The organism is Kribbella sp. NBC_00709 (assembly GCF_036226565.1).
GTDB lineage: Bacteria > Actinomycetota > Actinomycetes > Propionibacteriales > Kribbellaceae > Kribbella.
The window spans coordinates 5,674,008-5,690,602 of sequence record NZ_CP108996.1 but is presented as its reverse complement, the minus strand read 5'-3'; the positions used below and the strand labels follow the sequence as shown (position 1 = coordinate 5,690,602).

Below are 16,595 nucleotides of genomic sequence, written 5' to 3'. Positions count from 1 at the left end.
CCGACCCAATCAGACAATCAGGTCAGAGCGCCAGTCGTTAAACCGGTGCGACCTTGCCCTGGTACATGTACATGATCACGAAGTTGTCCGCGTACGGCGCGTTCTTCAGGATCGGGTCGTCGTCGGCCGGGAACTTCGCCACCCGGGTGCCCTCGAGCGCGGGGTTGTTACCGTAGCGCTCCCAGAGCGGGATGATCGGCAGCAGTTCGTTGAAGGCCATCGCCGCGGCGGTGATGTTCTTCTTCTGCTCGTCCAGGTTCAATCCCTGTGCGGACTTGTCCACCACGGACTGCAGGTCGATCGGACCGGCCGAGGTGGTCTGCTTCAGCGGGAAGTTCATGCCCTTGCCGCCGGAGTTCGCCGCGATCACGTAGTTGAACGTGTACAGGTTCTGCACGAACGCGAAGTACGGGTGCGGGTGGTTCGACGCGCCCCAGGTCTGGATGGCGAAGTCGAACTTGCCGGCCAGTACGTCGGGGTTCAGCTGGGTGAACGTGATACCGCGCTTGGTGATGTTGAAGCCGAACTTGTTCAGCTGGTCGGCCGCGTTGGTGGCGGCCGGGTTCCAGTCGGCGAACTCGGTCGGGAACTTGATGTCGTAGGCCGCCGGCTTGCCGCTCGGCAGGATCCACTTGCCGCCGGTCTGCTTCCAGCCGGCCGACTGCAGCAGCGACGTCGCCTTGGCGAGGTCCTTCTCGTACGCGTTCAGCTTCTTCTGGTCCGCGTCGGAGATCCAGTCCGGCACGGAGATGTCGGAGAAGCCGGCCATGTACTTGCAGGGCTTGCCCGAGTCGCCGAGCGCGACGGTGCCGTTCTCGTTGCGGTCGAGGACGTAGGCGATCGCCTGCCGCACCTTCGGGTCGGACAGCTCCGGGTGCGCGGTGTAGTTGAACACCAGCGCCGGGCCGGAGTACACCGGCGGCCGGAGGATCCGGAAGCCGCTGGACTGGAGGGTCTTCTCGGTCGCCACCGCGAAGCCGTGGGTCGCGTAGTCGACGTCCTTGTTCAGCACGACCGGGGTGACGTCGGAGGTCTCACCGTTGTACAGGAGCACCTTGCTGAAGCCGATCTTGTCGGCGAACAGGCCCTTGTCGTTCTTGACCAGCGTCATCTGCGCGTTGGTCATGTTCTTGGCGTCGAAGTTGAACGGCCCCGACACGACCGGGTTCTCCGGACGGAACTTCTGGAAGTCGCCGTTGAGCTGCTTGCCCTCGGCGCTGTCCAGGCTGGTCTTGGCCTTGCGCATCGTCTCGGCCTTGGTCGCCCACTCGCCGTACACCGAGTCCGGCATGATCGGCGCGCGGAGGATGTAGCGCTCGAGCACCGTGGACGGCGTACCGATGGTGAAGGTCACCGTGGTGTCGTCCTTGGCGCTGACGTCGGACAGGAACGTCCACGACTGCTGGCGCATCAGCCAGTGCAGGTTGAACGTCGACACGACGTCCTTGGCGGTGACCGGCTTGCCGTCGCTCCAGGTCAGTCCGGAGCGCAGCTTCATCGTGTAGGTCTTGGTCGCCTCGTCCAGCGTGCCGGACTCGGCCATCATCCATTCCCACTTCTTGTCGGCCCAGTAGTACAGGCCGCCGCTGGGGTAGACGAGGTCGAGGTAGGGGCTCTGCTGCTGGATGCCGTCGGTGACGCCGGCGGCCAGGTTGAAGTGGCCCTTGGGCGGCAGCTGGTACGGGTACGCGCCGTGGAACTCCTTGTTGGCCGACTTGCTGCTGTCGCCGCTGGCGTTCGGGGAACTCGGCGAGCAGGCCTCCAGCGACCCGATGCCGGCCACGCCGACACCGGCGATGCCGAACAGCTGGAGCACGTGCCGGCGCGAGATCGCGCTCGTCCGGGGACTCGGCCCCGGAGAGTTGGTGCCGGAATCGTTGGTGCCGGTGGGACTCATTCCTTCGTCCTTTCTGATCTGATCGCACAACTGTGTGCGTCAGGCACTACTGGTTTGGGTACTGCTAACCGCCCTCGCGTTTGTCCCGGCGCCGGGTCAGGACGACCCCGACGACGACGATCAGGCCCAGTAGCAGGCCCAAACACAAGGTGAACAGGGTGACGACGAACTCCGGAGTACCCGGCGACAGCGTGAGCAGCAGGGCTCCGCTCGCCAGGATCAGGAACGCCGCCCAGCCGAGCGCCAACCGCCCGATCTGTGGTGACATCAGGCCACCGGTTCATCAGGCCGGACCTCCCCGGCTCCGTCGCGGGCCACCACGTGGCAGGCCGCGGACTGACCGGAGCGGATCTCGACCAGCTGTGGAACCTTGCCGTCGCAGAGCCCGTCCTCGAACGACGGGCAGCGCGGGTGGAACGAGCATCCGCTCGGCAGATGGGCCAGACTCGGGATCTCCAGGCTGCGCAGCGATTCCCGGCCCTTGGTCTTGGTCAGGTCCGGATCCGGTTCGGGGATCGCGTCGATCAGCGCCCGGGTGTACGGATGCGTCGGCGCGTTGATGATCTTCGGCGTCGGACCGAACTCGACGATCCGGCCGAGGTACATCACCGCGGTCTTGCCGTGCCAGCCGAAGTACTTCGCGATCGCCAGGTCGTGGGTGATGAAGAGGAACCCCACGCCGAGGTCGTCGCGCAGGCGGCCGAGCATCGCGAGCACGCTGATCCGGATCGACACGTCGAGCATCGAGGTCGACTCGTCGGCGATGATGAGCTTCGGGTCCAGCGTGAGCGCCCGGGCCACCGCCACCCGCTGACGCTGACCACCGGACAGCTGGTGCGGGTACTTCGGCAGGAAGTTCTCCGGCGGCGTCAGGTCGACCTTCCGGAGCAGCTCGGCGGCCTTGTCGGCGGCCGCTTTGTTGCCCTTGACAACACCGTGCTTGAGCAGCGGCGCGGTGATGGTCTGCTGGATGGTCCGGGTCGGGTTCAGCGAGGCGTACGGGTCCTGGTGGACGTACTGCACGCTGCGCCGGAAGGTGCCGAAGTCGTGGCGGTTCATCGACCAGATGTCGTTACCGTCGAACGCGACCCGACCGTCGCTCGGCCGCGCCAGGCCGGCCGCCATCCGGGCCGCGGTGGTCTTGCCCGAGCCGCTCTCGCCGACCAGGCAGAGCACCTCGCCGGGGTTGACCGACAGGTTGACATTGTCGACCGCGCGGATCGGGCCCGCCTTGGTGTCGAACACCTGGCTGACGCCGGCCAGCGTCATCAACGGCGTACGGCTCGCGGTCTCCGCGGTCTCCGGGGTTTCCGGAGTCTTCTCCAGCGCGCTCATGAGGCAGTCCCCATATCGTCCTGCACCCGGCGGTCGAGGTGCACGTCCTTCCAGTGGATGCAGGCGACGTCGTGGGCGTTGCCCGCCTCGTCGGTCACCGGGACCAGGTCCGGTTCGTCCTCTTTGCACTCGTCGGTGGCGAACTTGCACCGCGGGTTGAAGGCGCAGCCCTTCGGCAGCGCGGCCAGGCTCGGCGGACCGCCCGGGATCGACTCGAGGTCCGGCAGGTCGCCCACGATCGGCGGCACGGCCTTGATCAGGCCGAGCGTGTACGGGTGCCGCGGGCGGTAGAACAGGTCACGGACGCCGCCGGTCTCGACCAGGCGCCCGGCGTACATGGTGGCGACCCGGTCGGCGAGCTCGGCGGCCAGCGACAGGTCGTGGGAGATGAAGATCATCGAGAAGCCGAGCCGCTCGCGCACCTCGTGGAGTACGTCGACGATCGACCGCTGGGTGAGGATGTCGAGCGCCGTGGTCGGCTCGTCCAGGATCAGGACCTCCGGCTCGAGCAGCAGGCTCATCGCGATCAGCACCCGCTGCCGCATGCCGCCGGACAGCTCGTGCGGATAGCAGTCCATCACCCGCTCCGGCTCCAGCCGCACCAGCCGGAGCAGCTCGCCGGCCCGGTCCTCGATCTCCTGCCTGCTCGCCTTGGTGTGCGCACGCATCGTGTCGTGCATGTGCGCACGGATCTTCAGCACCGGGTTGAAGGCGTTCATCGCGCCCTGGAAGACCATCGCGGCGTCCCGCCAGCGGAACTGCCGCAGGTCGCGACCGTCCAGCCCCAGTACGTCGATCTCGGTGCCGTCGCCGCGGTTGAAGATCACCTTGCCGCTGGCGTGCCCGAGCCGCGGCAGCAGCCGGAGCAGGCCGAGCCCGAAGGTGGTCTTGCCGCAGCCGCTCTCCCCCACCAGGGCGAGGCTCTCGCCCGGGTAGAGGTCGAGGTCCACGCCGCGGACCGCTTGCACCGTGGCACCGGAGCCGGTCCGGTACTCGACCTTGAAGTCGCGGATCGACAGCAGTGGCTTGCCCTGGCCGCCGCGCACCGCGCGGGGCGCTCCCGAAGTCGTAGTCGTCACCAGGCTCACCGGTCCCGGAGGCGCGGGTTGAGGATCTCTTCGAGGGATCGAGTCATCATCACCAGTCCGAGCAGCAGCAGGATGATCGCGACAATCGGGCTGAGGATCCAGGCCAAACTGTCGTCGTTGAAGATTGCGCCGGCGATCCAGGCGCGGTTGAGCATGATGCCCCAGTTCGATCCGGTCAGCGGCGCCAGACCGAGCAGGTAGAGACCGACGAGCTGGTAGATCGCGTTCGTCACGCCGATCATGAAGTTCATCAGGATAAAGCTGGCCATGTTCGGCAGGATCTCGACGAACACCACCCGGGGCGTGCCGAGATCCAGCAGCCGGGCCGCTTCGACGAACTCGCGTTCCTTCAGCGAGAACACCTGGGCCCGGACGGCCCGGGTCAGCACCGGCCAGGACAGGCCGCCGACCAGCAGCGCGAGCAGGAGCGGCGAGTCGAGCTTGAAGAAGGCGCCGAGGACCGCGAGCAGGACGATCTGCGGGACGGTCAGGAAGACGTCGGCCAGCGTCACGACGACCGAGTCGACCCAGCCGCCGAGGTAGGCGGCCAGCGAGCCGAGCACGATGGCCAGCGCGGTGGAGATCGCCGCGGCGACGAAGCCGACGAAGATCACCGTCCGGCCGCCGCTGATCATCTGGACCAGGACGTCCTTGCCCTCGTTGTCGGTGCCGAGCAAGTGGCCTGGCGATCCGGCCGGGAGCAGGATCTCCTTGACGTTCGGCGCGATTTCCGGGGTGAAGAACGGTCCGATCGCGCTGATCAGCACCAGCAGGGCGACGATGATGAAGCCGATGAAACCGGCCGGACTGCGCCGCAGCGACCGCAGGATGCCGGCGAAGCGGGAGACGCCGGTGGTTCCGATCGAGGTGACGGGGATAGTTGCTTCGGTCATCTCGTCACCCCTTGCCCTGGACGCGGATCCGCGGATCCAGCCGGCTGTAGAGAATGTCGGCGAGCAGGTTGGCCACCACCACCGAGACGGTGACGACCAGGAAGATCCCCTGCAGTACGGCGTAGTCGCGGCCGTTGACCGCGTTGAAGAGGCTGAACCCGATGCCCTGGTACCCGAAGATCTTCTCCACGAAGATCGACCCGCCGACGACGAATCCGAGCGAGACCGCGAGCTGGCTGAACAGCGGCAGTACGGCGTTGCGCCCGACGTACCCGTTCCTGATCCGGGAGTCGGACAGGCCGCGGGCCCGGGCGACGGTCACGTAGTCCTCACCGAGCGTCTCAACGGTCGAGGACTTCATCACCAGCGCCCAGGAGCCGACCGTGGTCAGTGTGTAGGCGAGGATCGGCAGCATCGCGTGGTAGAAGATGTCGTTCAGGAAGGCCAGGCTGAACGACGGATGCACACCTGGTGTGTACGAACCACGCGCCTCGGTGAGGTTGAACCATTGCAGTTTCACCCCGAGGAAGACGACGATCAGGATCGCCAGGATGTAGTTCGGGATCGCGTGCAGGAACGCGCCGATCGAGGTGAGCAGATGGTCGACCCAGGTCTCCCTGCGGTACGCCATCAGCATGCCCGCCGCGATACCGATGACGAAGGCGAGCACCGTGGCCACGCCGACGGAGAACAGCGTCCACGGCAGGTAGGTCCTGATGACCGAGGCAACGGTCGTGCCCGGCGAGAGCGCCGAGTTGCCGAAGTCGCCGTGCAGCATGTTCAGCATGTAGGTCCCGTACTGCGAGATCAGCGGCGCGTTCGGGTCCAGGGAGAAGAGGTTCTTCGCCTGTGCCGCGGCCGCCTCGTACGAGATACCGGTCTGCGCGATCTGGGTCTGGATGTACGTGTCGACCGGGTTACCCGGCAGCAGCCGGACCAGGAAGAACGTTCCGCTCGTGACGATGAAGACGGTCAAGACGGCCTTGAAGAGTCTTCGGACAAGCCAGGCGCTGAAGAAGCGCCGAACGGCCGAGGGTCTCGGTTCGACAACCGGTCCTTCGATCAGTTCCGACGCGGGTGTCTCGACCGCACCGCTCACTGCTCACCTCCACGCGACTGCCAGGGAAAGTCGGTGGCGCAGACCACTCAACAGCACGACTTAGTAACGCTGTCTTGCAAGGATCTGCGCATAGTGACGACAGTGTGCGCAACCCCAGTCATCGAGTCAACGTCTTGAGGCAACGTTGAGACAACGTTGCGGACCGTGATCTCACGGTACCGGGGCGTGCCGGAATCGCCCGGCTCTGAAACAGCGACGGGCGATTCGCCGGGAGAATGTGACGGAGTCAGCGCGTGGCGCGGTTGACAGCCGACACGACAGCCTTCAACGAGGCAGTGAGAATGTTGGCGTCCCGTCCGACACCCCAGAAAACCTCGTCGCCGACCTCGCATTCGACGTACGCCGCGGCGAGCGCGTCACCGCCCGCGGACAGCGCGTGCTCGTGGTAGTCCAGCACCCGTACGTCGTACTTCAGCGGCTTGAGCGCGTCCACGAAGGCCGACACCGGACCGTTGCCTTCGCCAACCAGCTCGTGCGGCACGCCATTGGAATAGACCTGAACCCGGAGCTGGTCGCCCTGGCCCTCGCCGGACGTCGAGTTCACGCTCAGCAGCGACAGCTTGCCCGGCGCCAGGTACTCGGCCGCGAAGATGTCCCACATCTGCTGCGGGCCGACCTCGCCGCCCTCGTTGTCGGTGTGCTGCTGGATCACCCGGCTGAACTCGATCTGCAGCCGGCGCGGCAGGTCGAGTCGGTGCTCGGACTTCATCATGTACGCGACGCCGCCCTTGCCGGACTGCGAGTTGACCCGGATCACGGCCTCGTAGCTGCGGCCGACGTCCTTCGGGTCGATCGGCAGGTACGGCGCCTCCCAGGTGATCTCGCTGACCGGCTTGCCTTCGGCCGCGGCCTGCTTGTCGAGCGCCTCCAGGCCCTTCTTGATCGCGTCCTGGTGCGAGCCCGAGAAGGCGGTGTAGACCAGATCGCCGGAGTACGGCTGCCGCTCGGGGACGCGCATCTGCGTGCAGTACTCGACCGTACGGCGGATCTCGTCGATGTCGGAGAAGTCGATCTGCGGGTCGATGCCCTGGCTGAACAGGTTCATCCCCAGCGTGACCAGGTCGACGTTGCCGGTCCGCTCACCGTGGCCGAACAGGCAGCCCTCGACCCGGTCCGCGCCGGCCATCAGCGCGAGCTCGGTCGCCGCCACCGCCGTACCGCGGTCGTTGTGCGGGTGCAGGCTGATCGTGCTGTGCTCGCGCCGGGTCAGGTGCCGGCCGAACCACTCGATCTGGTCGGCGTACACGTTCGGGGTGCACATCTCGACGGTGGCCGGCAGGTTCAGGATGATCTCGCGGCCCTCGGCGGGCTGCCAGACGTCGCTGACCGCCTCACACACCTCGAGCGCGAACTCCAGCTCGGTGCCGGTGAAGATCTCCGGGCTGTACTGGTACCCGAACTCGCAGTCGCCGAGGATCTCGTCGGCGTACTTCATCACGGTCTCGGTGCCTCGGACGGCGATGTTGCGGCACTCGGCCTTGTCGACGTTGAACACCACCCGGCGGAACAGCGGCGCGGTCGCGTTGTACAGGTGGATGGTCGCCTTCGGCGAGCCCTGCAGCGACTGCACGGTCCGCTCGATCAGCTCCTCGCGCGCCTGGGTCAGCACCGAGATCGTCACGTCGTCCGGGATCGCGTCGGACTCGATCAGGCTGCGGACGAAGTCGAAGTCGTACTGGCTGGCGCTCGGGAAACCGACCTCGATCTCCTTGTAGCCCATCTTCACCAGCAGGTCGAACATCCGCCGCTTGCGGGCCGGCGACATCGGCTCGACCAGGGCCTGGTTGCCGTCGCGGAGGTCGGTGGACAGCCAGCGCGGGGTGTGGTCGACGGACTTGGCCGGCCAGGTGCGGTCGGGCAGCTCGATCGGCGGGAACGCACGGTAGCGATGGGTCGGCATACCGGACGGCTGCTGGACGGGCTTGGGCTGGTTCTTCGGTGCCACGGGGGTTCTCCTCGAGAAGCTGTGTACTGCACAGGGTCGCTGGACGACCGGCGTACGACAGAACTCCGCGGCGAGGGAACCGGCCTTGTCAGGCCTCGCCGCGGCAGCGAAGGAGGAGAAGCTGGTGCCGCATGGTGACAGCCACTCTATGCACAACTCCCCCGGCCCGTCGAACCCGGGGTCTCGACGCGCGAGACACGAAGAGTGACGGGGCGCTCGCTGAGGATGCGCTGAGGATTCTGTCCGTTGCTCGTGGAGCGACCGGCGGGCGGTGCAAGGATGGCCGGATGACCGCGCGGGTGCTGGTGGTGGAGGACGCGGAGCCGATCCGGACCGCCGTCGGCATCGCGCTGACCGAGGCGGGGCACACCGTGCGCACCCGGCCGGACGGCGAGGGCCTCGAGCGGGACCTGGCGGAGTACCGGCCGGATCTGGTGCTGCTCGATGTGATGCTGCCCGGGCGGGACGGGTTCGAGCTGCTGACGATCACGCGGGAGACGTCGAACGCGGGCGTGATCCTGCTGACCGCGCGGGACGCCGTCGGCGATCGGCTGCACGGGCTGCGGACCGGCGCGGACGACTACGTGGTGAAGCCGTTCGTGCTGGCCGAGCTGATCGCCAGGGTGGAGGCCGTACTGCGGCGGATGGGGCGGCTGCGGACCGTCCTCACCGTCGGCGATCTCGAGGTGGACGTCGAGGCACGCGCGGTGCGCCGGGCCGGGGCGCCGATCGAGTTGACCGCGACCGAGTTCAAGCTGCTGACCTTCCTGGCCGGCCGCGACGGGAAGGTGGTCGGCAAGACGCAACTGCTGACCGCGGTCTGGGGGTACGACGACTACGCGGACAACCTGGTCGAGGTCTACGTCAGCGGACTCCGGCGCAAACTGGAGGCACATGGTCCGCGGCTGCTGCACACCGTCCGCGGATCCGGGTACGTGCTGCGGTCATGAGAGGTCTGCGGACGGGGTCGTTGCGGGTACGGGTGACGGTGACGGCGATCGCCGTACTGCTCGTGGTGCTGCCGATTACCGGGCTGACGGTGAAGGCGGTGTTCGACGCGCAGGCCGAACGCAGCCTCGACTCGCTGCTCACCGGACGGGCACAGCTCGCTCAGCAACTCGCCAGGCAGAACGTTGCGCCAGGCAACTTGGTACGCCGGGTCGACGCGGACGGGGTCCGGGTGACGCTGATCCTGCGGAACGGGCGGCAGCTGGGTGCACCACCGATCGACGCGGGCGGGACCGTACGGCAGGTGAAGGCGACGCTGTCGGCCGGGCAGCAGACGAAGGGCGCGACGCTGATGCTGTCCGCCGACACCAGCTTGCTCGCCGACGCCAGCTCACGGCTGCGCACGGTGCTGTTGATCTCCGGTGCCGCCGCGATCCTGATCACCGCGCTCGCGTTGGTGATCGGGATGCGGTTCGCGCTGGCGCCGCTGGACGCGATGACCGGGCTGGCGCGTTCGATCGCGGCCGGGCGGCGGGGTGGGCGGTTGCAGCCGGAGCGCGCCGACACCGAGCTCGGCCGTACGGCAGCCGCCTTCGACGAGATGCTCGACGCTCTCGAAGGCGCGGAAGGTACCGCACAGCGATCTGAGGATCGGATGCGAGAGTTCGTCGCGGATGCGGCGCACGAACTGCGCACTCCGGTAGCCGGTCTGCAGACTGCCGCGGAAACGCTGATCCAGCTGGGCCCTGACGCCACTGCCCGACAGCGCGAGGAGCTCGAGCTGTTGCTGGTCCGCGAATCGCGACGGGCCGGCACTCTCGTCTCCGATCTCCTGGAGCTGAGCCGCATCGACGCGGGCCTGCAGCTGCACCTGACCCAGGTCGACCTTCGCCATCTCGCCGACGCGCAGGCTGCCCGGATCCGGCTGGTCGCTCCCGAACTGGACGTCGAAGTCACCGGCGCGGCGACCGTCACGGCGGACCCCGAGCGGCTGACCCAGGTCGTCGCCAACCTGGTGGACAACGCCCGCCAGGCAGGCGCCCGTACGGTCCGGATCAGCGTCGACGGCACCGGCGTACTGCTCGAGGACGACGGCCCCGGAGTCCCGCCGCCCGCCCGTGAACGGATCTTCGAGCGCCTCGTCCACGGCCCCCACAGCAAAGGCGCCGGCCTCGGCCTCGCCATAGCCCGCGGCGTAGCCCGAACCCACGGCGGCGACCTGACAGTCGGAGACCGCGCCGACGGCAAGCCCGGCGCCGCCTTTCACCTCCGGCTACGTACCTAAGAACGGGTAGTAGTCGACTCGGCGGGCCTCGGCCACGCTCCAGGGGAGCCGCCTGTCGGCCGATCCCGAGCACCACTACCCGTCCTTCGGTACATCACGCCCGCAGCAGGCCGTCGATGGTGGTCTGATGGCCGGCGAGGATCTGGGCTGGGTCTGCGCCGAGGACGTGCTGGAGGACGGTGGCGTAGACGTCGCGGAAGTCGGTGCCGGCTTTGAGGTCTCCGTTGGAGAGGTCGGTGAGGCTGGGTTGGTTGCCGTAGAAACCGCCCGAGACCTTCTCGCCGAGAAGGAAGACCGGCCCGGCGGTGCCGTGGTCGGTGCCGTCGCTGCCGTTGGCCTGGACCCGGCGGCCGAACTCGGAGTACACCAGCACGACCGCGTTTTTCCCGCGGTCGGTCTTCTGCAGCCGCTGCGCGAACGGCGTCAGCGCGCCGTCCAGCTCGGTCAGCAGCCGCTGCTGCGTACCGCGCTCATCCGCGTGCGTGTCGAATCCGCCCAGCGAAGCCGAGTACGCCCGCGTCGGCACACCGGCCTCGATCAGCCCGGCGATCAGTTCGAGCTGCGCACCGAGTTGCGACGTACCGCCGGCGGATGCGCCCTTCGTGCGTTCCTCGTCGTCCTCGTCCTCCTGCTCATGCCCGCTCTTGACCGCCTTGCCCAGCACCTGCGTCGCGTTCTGGAGGTCCAACACGGACTTGGCTGCGCGCGCCTGCCAGTGGCCCTCCCCCGGGCTCGGCTTACCCAGGGCGGCGTACGCCGTACCCAAAGCACCGTCCAGCAGCGACAGTCCGCGCAACGGGAGCGAGGCAGCCGCCGTGGTTTCGCCGGCCAGGAGTGGCGGCAGGGTCGACTCGACCGAGACGGCACGCAGCGGGTCGGCGCCGGTCGCGTCGAGCCAGCGCCCGAGCCAGCCGGTCGGGATCGGCGACTTCGGCGACGCCGTCTGCCAGATCGCCATCGACCGGAAGTGACTGCGATCCGGCTCCGGGTACCCGACCCCGCGCACGATCGCCAGCCGCTTGTCGTCCCACAGGCCCTTCAGGCCCTTCATCCCAGGGTTCAGCCCGAGCCCGTCGCCGAGGTCGAGCACCTCGTTCTGCTGGTACGCCAGATCCGGCCGCGCCTTCTGGTACGCCGGGTCCGCCGCCGGGACGACCGTGTTCAGCCCGTCGTTCCCGCCGTACAAGGTGATGACGACGAGCACCGACTGGTCGCTCGGCAACGGATCGTCGACAGCCGCGGCCATCAGGTCGGACCAGTTCACCTGCGTCGCCCCGGCGGCCAGCGCGCCGGCCGCCGTCACCCCACTGAGCGTCAGGAACCGCCGTCTCGTCAGGTTGTCCATCGGTCCTCCACTCATCCGCTCACGACGTACTCGGGTGCGCAGGCCGCGACCGCGGTCAGCTGCGCAGGGTCCTTCACACCGGCCAGCGCGCTCTTGGTCCGCTCGGACCAGCCGTCGACGCCGAGGAGTGCGGCAACGTCTTCTGCGTTCTTGACGCCTGACAGATCGGCCTTCCTCGCCAGCTGTTGCGCGAGCTGCAGCCGGGTCACACCGGCCGACGTCGTCAGCCAGCTCGCGCCGGCCGGCCAGCCGCCGACGCTCAGTGGGCGGAACGGCAACTGCCCCATGCCGCGCAGGCCGGCCAGCAGCTTGGTCTGCTCCTTCTCCTCCAGCTTCGACGGCTGGAGCCGCAGCGCCCGCAGCAACCCGACCGCCCACTCGACCGGTTCCTTCACCAGACTCGACGCCGGGTCCTTGAACGCCGGCTCGGCAGCCATTGCCATCAGCAACGACTTCACCTCACGGTTGACGCCGTACGCCGAACTCAGCCGGGCGACCGTGGCGGCATCGGGCGGTGTCGCCGACACCAGCCGGAACCACAACCGCCCGATCACGAACCCGGCCGAGGCGGGCTGCGCGAGCGCGAGACCCGCGAACCCCTTGGCATCGAAGTCGCCGGTCTTGCCGAGCAGCGTCTTCGTGCCGGAGTCGAACCGCCGCCGCTGGAAGGTCGCGACGTCCTTGCGCAGCACCCATCCGGTGAGACAGCGCGCAGCCTGGGCGACGTCGGCCTCCTGGTAGTGGCCGATGCCGAGCGTGAACAGCTCCATGAACTCGCGGGCCAGGTTCTCGTTCGGCGATCCCTTGCGATTCTTCTGCCCGTCCAGCCAGCGGATCATCGCGGTGTCCACGACCATCGCCCGGGCCAGGTCGCCGAACCGGCCGAGGGCGAGGGTGCGCTGGGTCTGGTTCTGCGCCAGCATCCAGGCCGCGTTCCGGACCTTCTGGTTGCTGGTGGCGAAGTGCCCGTGCCAGAACCAGGTCAGCCGCTCCCCTGCGGTCCGGCTGACGACCATCCGATCCAGCCACCAGATCGTCAGCTTCCGCTCCTGCGCGGCCCGCTGCTTGTTGGCGGCCTTCTTCGCGTCCTTGTCCTGCGGCGTCTTCGCACCGCCCTGCTTCTTCGCCCCTTCCGGCTTCTGCACGCCCTCGGGCGGCTCCAGGCCCGTCGGCGGTCGTACTGCGGCCGCGGCAGCATCCGATGCCGGGCCCAGCACTCGCCGGACGGTCGCGTCGGCCCCGGCGTCGAGGTCTCCCGGCGCCGGCCCGAACCCGAACCGATCGTTCAGCCGCCGCACCACGGCCCGCTCGCTGATCTCGGTCATGTCCCCGATGGTTTCCAGTCCACGACCGCCGGACCAGGATCCGGGGGCTTTCTTCAGCCGATCCACAGGTACCGAGTAGACAGCGTCTATAGCGATCCTGTAGACACTGTCTACGTGATCGCTCTGGGCCTGCTGACGGCATCCGCGTCCTGCCACGCGACCTGGAACCTGCTGCTGAAGAAGAGCGGCTTGGGCGGTCCCGCGTTCGTCTGGCTGTGCGGGCTGCTGACACTGCCGATCTCGCTCGTGCTGCTCCTGCGCGGATCGCTCGCGACGGCTTGGTGGGCCGGGTTGGTCAGCATGGCCTTGCACACGACGTACGCCGTCACGCTGCAGAAGGCGTACGGCGCTGCGGCGTTCTCCACTGTCTATTCGGTGAGTCGCGGCACTGCGCCCGCACTCGTGGCCATCGCCAGCCTGAGCGGGCCGCACGTGTACGGCGGTGCGGCACTGGTGCTGGTCGGCGTGCTACTCATGGAGCGGCCGCACTCGCGCGCTCCGGCCCGCGGTGTGGTTCTGGGGTTGGCGGTGGCGATGTGCACAGCGGCGTACACGATGTGGGACGGGTTCGCTGTCCGCTCTTTGCACGTTGACCTCTGGACCTATCTGGCAGTGGCCAACGTGGCGCAGGTTGTCGCGCTGGCGCCTATGGCCCGCCGAGGTGCTTTGGCGAACTGGCGGCAAGCGCTGCCGATCGCTGTCTTGATGCCGGCCAGCTACGGGTTGGTGCTGCTGGCGCTGTCGTTCGCCTCGGTCGGGACGGTGGCGATCGGGCGGACGTTGAACGTCGTCGTCGGCGCGGTGTTCGGCGCCGCCGTTCTCCGCGAGCGACCCCGGGTCGGCGGGCTGGCCCTGATCGTGGCAGGTGTCCTGCTGGTGAGTGTTTGAGAGAGGAGTGCTGGTGAAGGACCTGGTGTGTTTGCATGCCGGTACGAGCGGACCGGCGACGTGGGATCGCTTCGTGCCCGCGTTCGAGGAGCTGGGGTACCGCGTGCACCGTCCGACCTTGCTGGGACATGGGAGTGCTCCGCGGCGGCGTCCGTACCGGCTCGACGACTTCCGCGATCAGGTGCTCGACGAACTGGACGGCCTGGATCGGGTGACGTTCGTCGGGAACTCGCTCGGGGCGTTCGTCGCGAGTGCCGTCGCGGCGGCGGAGCCGGCGAAGGTCGAGCGGTTGGTGCTCGAGGAGCTGCCGGTCCCGCCGCGCGATGCCCAGGACGGCGACCCGGGGGTGCGAGCCATTCCGACGCTGGGGTTGCTGGCCGCTGGTTGGCTGAGTCGGCGGCGCTGCGATCCGTGGTTGCTGCGCGATGTCATCGCGGATCTTCGACGACCGCAGCCGGCGTGGTGGGCCGGGTTGAGCGCGGTCCAAGCGCCGACATTGCTGCTCGCGGGCGGGCCGCAGAGCCATCTCGACCAGACCCGGTTCGGCCTGGTCGCGAAAACGATGCCGACAGCAACAGTTACGACGATCGAGGCCGGCCACCGGATCCACAGCAAGGCCCCGGACCGCTGGCTGGACGTCGTACGTGGCTTCCTTGCCTTCAAGGGCGCTTGAGCATTTAGCGTTCTCGACATGACTCAGATGAGGATCGCCCGGCCGAGCACCGACCTCGCGGCGATCGAGCGTTTCTACGTCGACGGGCTGGGGCTGAGCGTGCTCTACCGGAAGGCCGACGAGCACCATCACCTGCTGATGGTGGGGTGGCCCGACGCCGAATGGCACTTGGAGCTCGTCGACGATCCGACCATGCGACCGCAACCCACCGAGGAGGATCTGCTGGTGATCTACCTCGACGGCCCGGTGCCGGACGACCTCGTCGAGCGACTAGTGACGGCCGGCGGAACCGTCGTACCGTCGCGCAACCCGTACTGGGACACTTGGGGTGTGACGATCATGGATCCGGATTCGTACCGGTTGGTTCTGTGCACGCGTTCCTGGAGCAACCGATGAGCCGGGCGGACTCGCTTCTCGACCGGATCGGCACGCACGGACTCGGCGTGCTGGTCACGATCAAGCGCGACGGGCGGCCCCAGCTGTCCAACGTCACGTACGTCTTCGACGGCACCCGGGTCCGCGTCTCGCTCACCGACGGCCGCGCCAAGACCAGGAACCTGCGCCGCGACCCACGCGCCAGCCTGTACGTCGACGGTCCGCGCGGCCGCTCGTACGTCGTGCTGGAAGGCAAGGCCGAGCTCAGCCCGGTCGCGGCCGATCCGCACGACGCGGTCGTCGAGGATCTGGTGGACTACTACCGCATCGCATCGGGCGAGCACCCCGACTGGGACGAGTACCGCGCCGTCATGGTCGAGGACCAGCGGCTGATGTTCTCGATGGCGGTCGAGCACGCGTACGGGATGCCTAAGCCGTAGCGGCTTCGTCCGCTTCCAGAGCCACCCGAGTCGCTCGCGCCGCCTCGCGGAAGCGGCGCGGCGCGATGCCGTTGACGCGTTTGAACGCGTTGCTGAACGCACTGTCGGACGTGTAGCCGAGCGAATGCGCGAGGGCGGACAGCGGCTCGTCACCGTCGCGCAGAGCTCGCTCGGCGAGGCGCATCCGCCAGTTCAGCAAGTAGGTAAGGGGTGGGACGCCCGCGACGGCGCGGAAGCGCTCGGCGAACGTCGTACGGGACATCGCGGCGGCTCGGGCGAGTTCCTCGAGCTGCCACGCCCGGCCGGGCTGCTCGTGCATCAGGCGAAGGGCCGGGGCGATGCGCTCGTCGGCGATCGCGCGGAGCCAGCCGACCGGGAGCGCGCCGCCCTCGGCGAGGCAGGCCCGCAAGGCCTCCAGGAACAGCAGGTGCGCGACGTCGCCGGCGGCCAGGCTCGCGCCGGGCTCCGAGGTCGATGCCTCGCGCAACAACCGGTGCAGCAGCCATTGGAAGGTCGCGGCCCGCTCGTCGCTTGCACGGAGATGGATCACCGGCGGCAGGGCGCGCATCAGCAACTCGTCGCCGGTGCGGTTCAGGGCGACATGGCCGCCGACGCCGACGACCCGCGGCCCTACGCCGGTGATGGCGCCGCTGCCGAAGCGCGCGATCGGGCCGTCGGTAGCACCGAACGCGGCGACCGCGTCCTCGACCGGTACGGCGTCGGAGTTGCCCTTCACGAACTCGTGCCGCCCGTCGAACAGCACGATGTCCCCCGGCGCCAGCTCGATCCGGCCGGCCGTCAGCTCGTCGTCGAAGTCGATCCAGCACGTGCCCTCGACCGCGGCGGTGAACTTGAGCCGGTTCGTCGCCGGGTAGCGCAGCGCCCACTCGCCGATCGCCTCGAACCCGCGGGAGACGTGGCAGCGCGCCTCGGTCAGTGCGAGGGTGTCGGTGAGCGGATCGGCCATATCCGTACTATCGCGCAAGTTATCGGCACTCTCAAGCATTCTGCGTCCAGATATCCCGGCCTACCGTCGAA

General features: G+C 68.2%; 16 protein-coding genes. 6 read left to right on the top strand and 10 right to left on the bottom strand.

Translation table 11 applies throughout. The features are described 5' to 3' along the window. Nucleotides 1-37: 37 nt before the first annotated feature. The 7 genes from OHA18_RS28075 to leuA all read right to left on the bottom strand — a co-directional run bounded on the left by OHA18_RS28075 (nucleotide 38) and on the right by leuA (nucleotide 8,233). Nucleotides 38-1,897, bottom strand: a complete 1,860-nt coding sequence (locus tag OHA18_RS28075; protein WP_328998308.1) for an ABC transporter substrate-binding protein — start codon at nucleotides 1,895-1,897, stop codon at nucleotides 38-40. A 64-nt stretch (nucleotides 1,898-1,961) separates the two neighbouring features. Then, entirely contained in the window at nucleotides 1,962-2,165 is a 204-nt protein-coding gene (locus tag OHA18_RS28070; RefSeq protein ID WP_328998307.1) for a hypothetical protein, read from the bottom strand. Further along, nucleotides 2,165-3,232, bottom strand: coding sequence for an ABC transporter ATP-binding protein (locus OHA18_RS28065; RefSeq protein WP_328998306.1), 1,068 nt, complete (start codon nucleotides 3,230-3,232; stop codon nucleotides 2,165-2,167). The genes OHA18_RS28070 and OHA18_RS28065 overlap by 1 nt, the downstream gene beginning before the upstream one ends. Then, the gene (locus tag OHA18_RS28060; protein ID WP_328998305.1) at nucleotides 3,229-4,311 is read right to left on the bottom strand and encodes an ABC transporter ATP-binding protein; all 1,083 of its coding nucleotides are present in this window, start codon (nucleotides 4,309-4,311) and stop codon (nucleotides 3,229-3,231) included. Before OHA18_RS28060 ends, OHA18_RS28065 begins: the two co-directional genes overlap by 4 nt. Before the next feature lie 5 nt (nucleotides 4,312-4,316). Next, the gene (locus tag OHA18_RS28055) at nucleotides 4,317-5,213 is read right to left on the bottom strand and encodes an ABC transporter permease (RefSeq protein WP_328998304.1); all 897 of its coding nucleotides are present in this window, start codon (nucleotides 5,211-5,213) and stop codon (nucleotides 4,317-4,319) included. Nucleotides 5,214-5,217: 4 nt separating this feature from the next. Beyond that, complete coding sequence (locus tag OHA18_RS28050; protein ID WP_328998303.1) at nucleotides 5,218-6,189, bottom strand: ABC transporter permease; 972 nt, start codon at nucleotides 6,187-6,189, stop codon at nucleotides 5,218-5,220. Nucleotides 6,190-6,559: 370 nt separating this feature from the next. Then, a complete protein-coding gene (gene leuA, locus OHA18_RS28045) occupies nucleotides 6,560-8,233 on the bottom strand; it encodes a 2-isopropylmalate synthase (protein ID WP_329006169.1) in 1,674 nt (557 codons plus the stop codon). A gap of 332 nt (nucleotides 8,234-8,565) precedes the next feature. Between leuA and OHA18_RS28040 the strand changes: the two genes are divergently transcribed. Both OHA18_RS28040 and OHA18_RS28035 read left to right on the top strand, forming a co-directional pair. After that, the gene (locus OHA18_RS28040; protein WP_328998302.1) at nucleotides 8,566-9,228 is read left to right on the top strand and encodes a response regulator transcription factor; all 663 of its coding nucleotides are present in this window, start codon (nucleotides 8,566-8,568) and stop codon (nucleotides 9,226-9,228) included. Next, nucleotides 9,225-10,511, top strand: coding sequence for a HAMP domain-containing sensor histidine kinase (locus tag OHA18_RS28035; protein WP_328998301.1), 1,287 nt, complete (start codon nucleotides 9,225-9,227; stop codon nucleotides 10,509-10,511). Before OHA18_RS28040 ends, OHA18_RS28035 begins: the two co-directional genes overlap by 4 nt. A gap of 94 nt (nucleotides 10,512-10,605) precedes the next feature. Here the strand turns inward: OHA18_RS28035 and OHA18_RS28030 are convergent, their stop codons facing one another. Together OHA18_RS28030 and OHA18_RS28025 are read right to left on the bottom strand one after the other, a co-directional pair. Beyond that, on the bottom strand, nucleotides 10,606-11,856 hold the full coding sequence (locus OHA18_RS28030) for a DUF1501 domain-containing protein (RefSeq protein ID WP_328998300.1): 1,251 nt from the start codon (nucleotides 11,854-11,856) through the stop codon (nucleotides 10,606-10,608). A gap of 11 nt (nucleotides 11,857-11,867) precedes the next feature. Beyond that, nucleotides 11,868-13,181, bottom strand: a complete 1,314-nt coding sequence (locus OHA18_RS28025) for a DUF1800 domain-containing protein (RefSeq protein ID WP_328998299.1) — start codon at nucleotides 13,179-13,181, stop codon at nucleotides 11,868-11,870. Between the two features lie 114 nt (nucleotides 13,182-13,295). On the opposite strand from OHA18_RS28025, the gene OHA18_RS28020 reads away from it, so the two are divergent. The 4 genes from OHA18_RS28020 to OHA18_RS28005 are packed head-to-tail and all read left to right on the top strand — an operon-like array spanning nucleotide 13,296 to nucleotide 15,557. After that, a complete protein-coding gene (locus tag OHA18_RS28020) occupies nucleotides 13,296-14,069 on the top strand; it encodes an EamA family transporter (protein ID WP_328998298.1) in 774 nt (257 codons plus the stop codon). A gap of 13 nt (nucleotides 14,070-14,082) precedes the next feature. Further along, nucleotides 14,083-14,742, top strand: a complete 660-nt coding sequence (locus OHA18_RS28015) for an alpha/beta fold hydrolase (RefSeq protein ID WP_328998297.1) — start codon at nucleotides 14,083-14,085, stop codon at nucleotides 14,740-14,742. 18 nt (nucleotides 14,743-14,760) lie between these two features. Continuing rightward, nucleotides 14,761-15,138: a VOC family protein gene (locus OHA18_RS28010; RefSeq protein ID WP_328998296.1), complete on the top strand. Its 378-nt coding sequence runs from the start codon at nucleotides 14,761-14,763 to the stop codon at nucleotides 15,136-15,138. After that, nucleotides 15,135-15,557, top strand: a complete 423-nt coding sequence (locus OHA18_RS28005; protein ID WP_328998295.1) for a PPOX class F420-dependent oxidoreductase — start codon at nucleotides 15,135-15,137, stop codon at nucleotides 15,555-15,557. Before OHA18_RS28010 ends, OHA18_RS28005 begins: the two co-directional genes overlap by 4 nt. Here OHA18_RS28005 and OHA18_RS28000 read toward each other — a convergent pair. Further along, complete coding sequence (locus OHA18_RS28000; RefSeq protein WP_328998294.1) at nucleotides 15,547-16,524, bottom strand: AraC family transcriptional regulator; 978 nt, start codon at nucleotides 16,522-16,524, stop codon at nucleotides 15,547-15,549. The genes OHA18_RS28005 and OHA18_RS28000 overlap by 11 nt on opposite strands. Nucleotides 16,525-16,595: the final 71 nt, after the last annotated feature.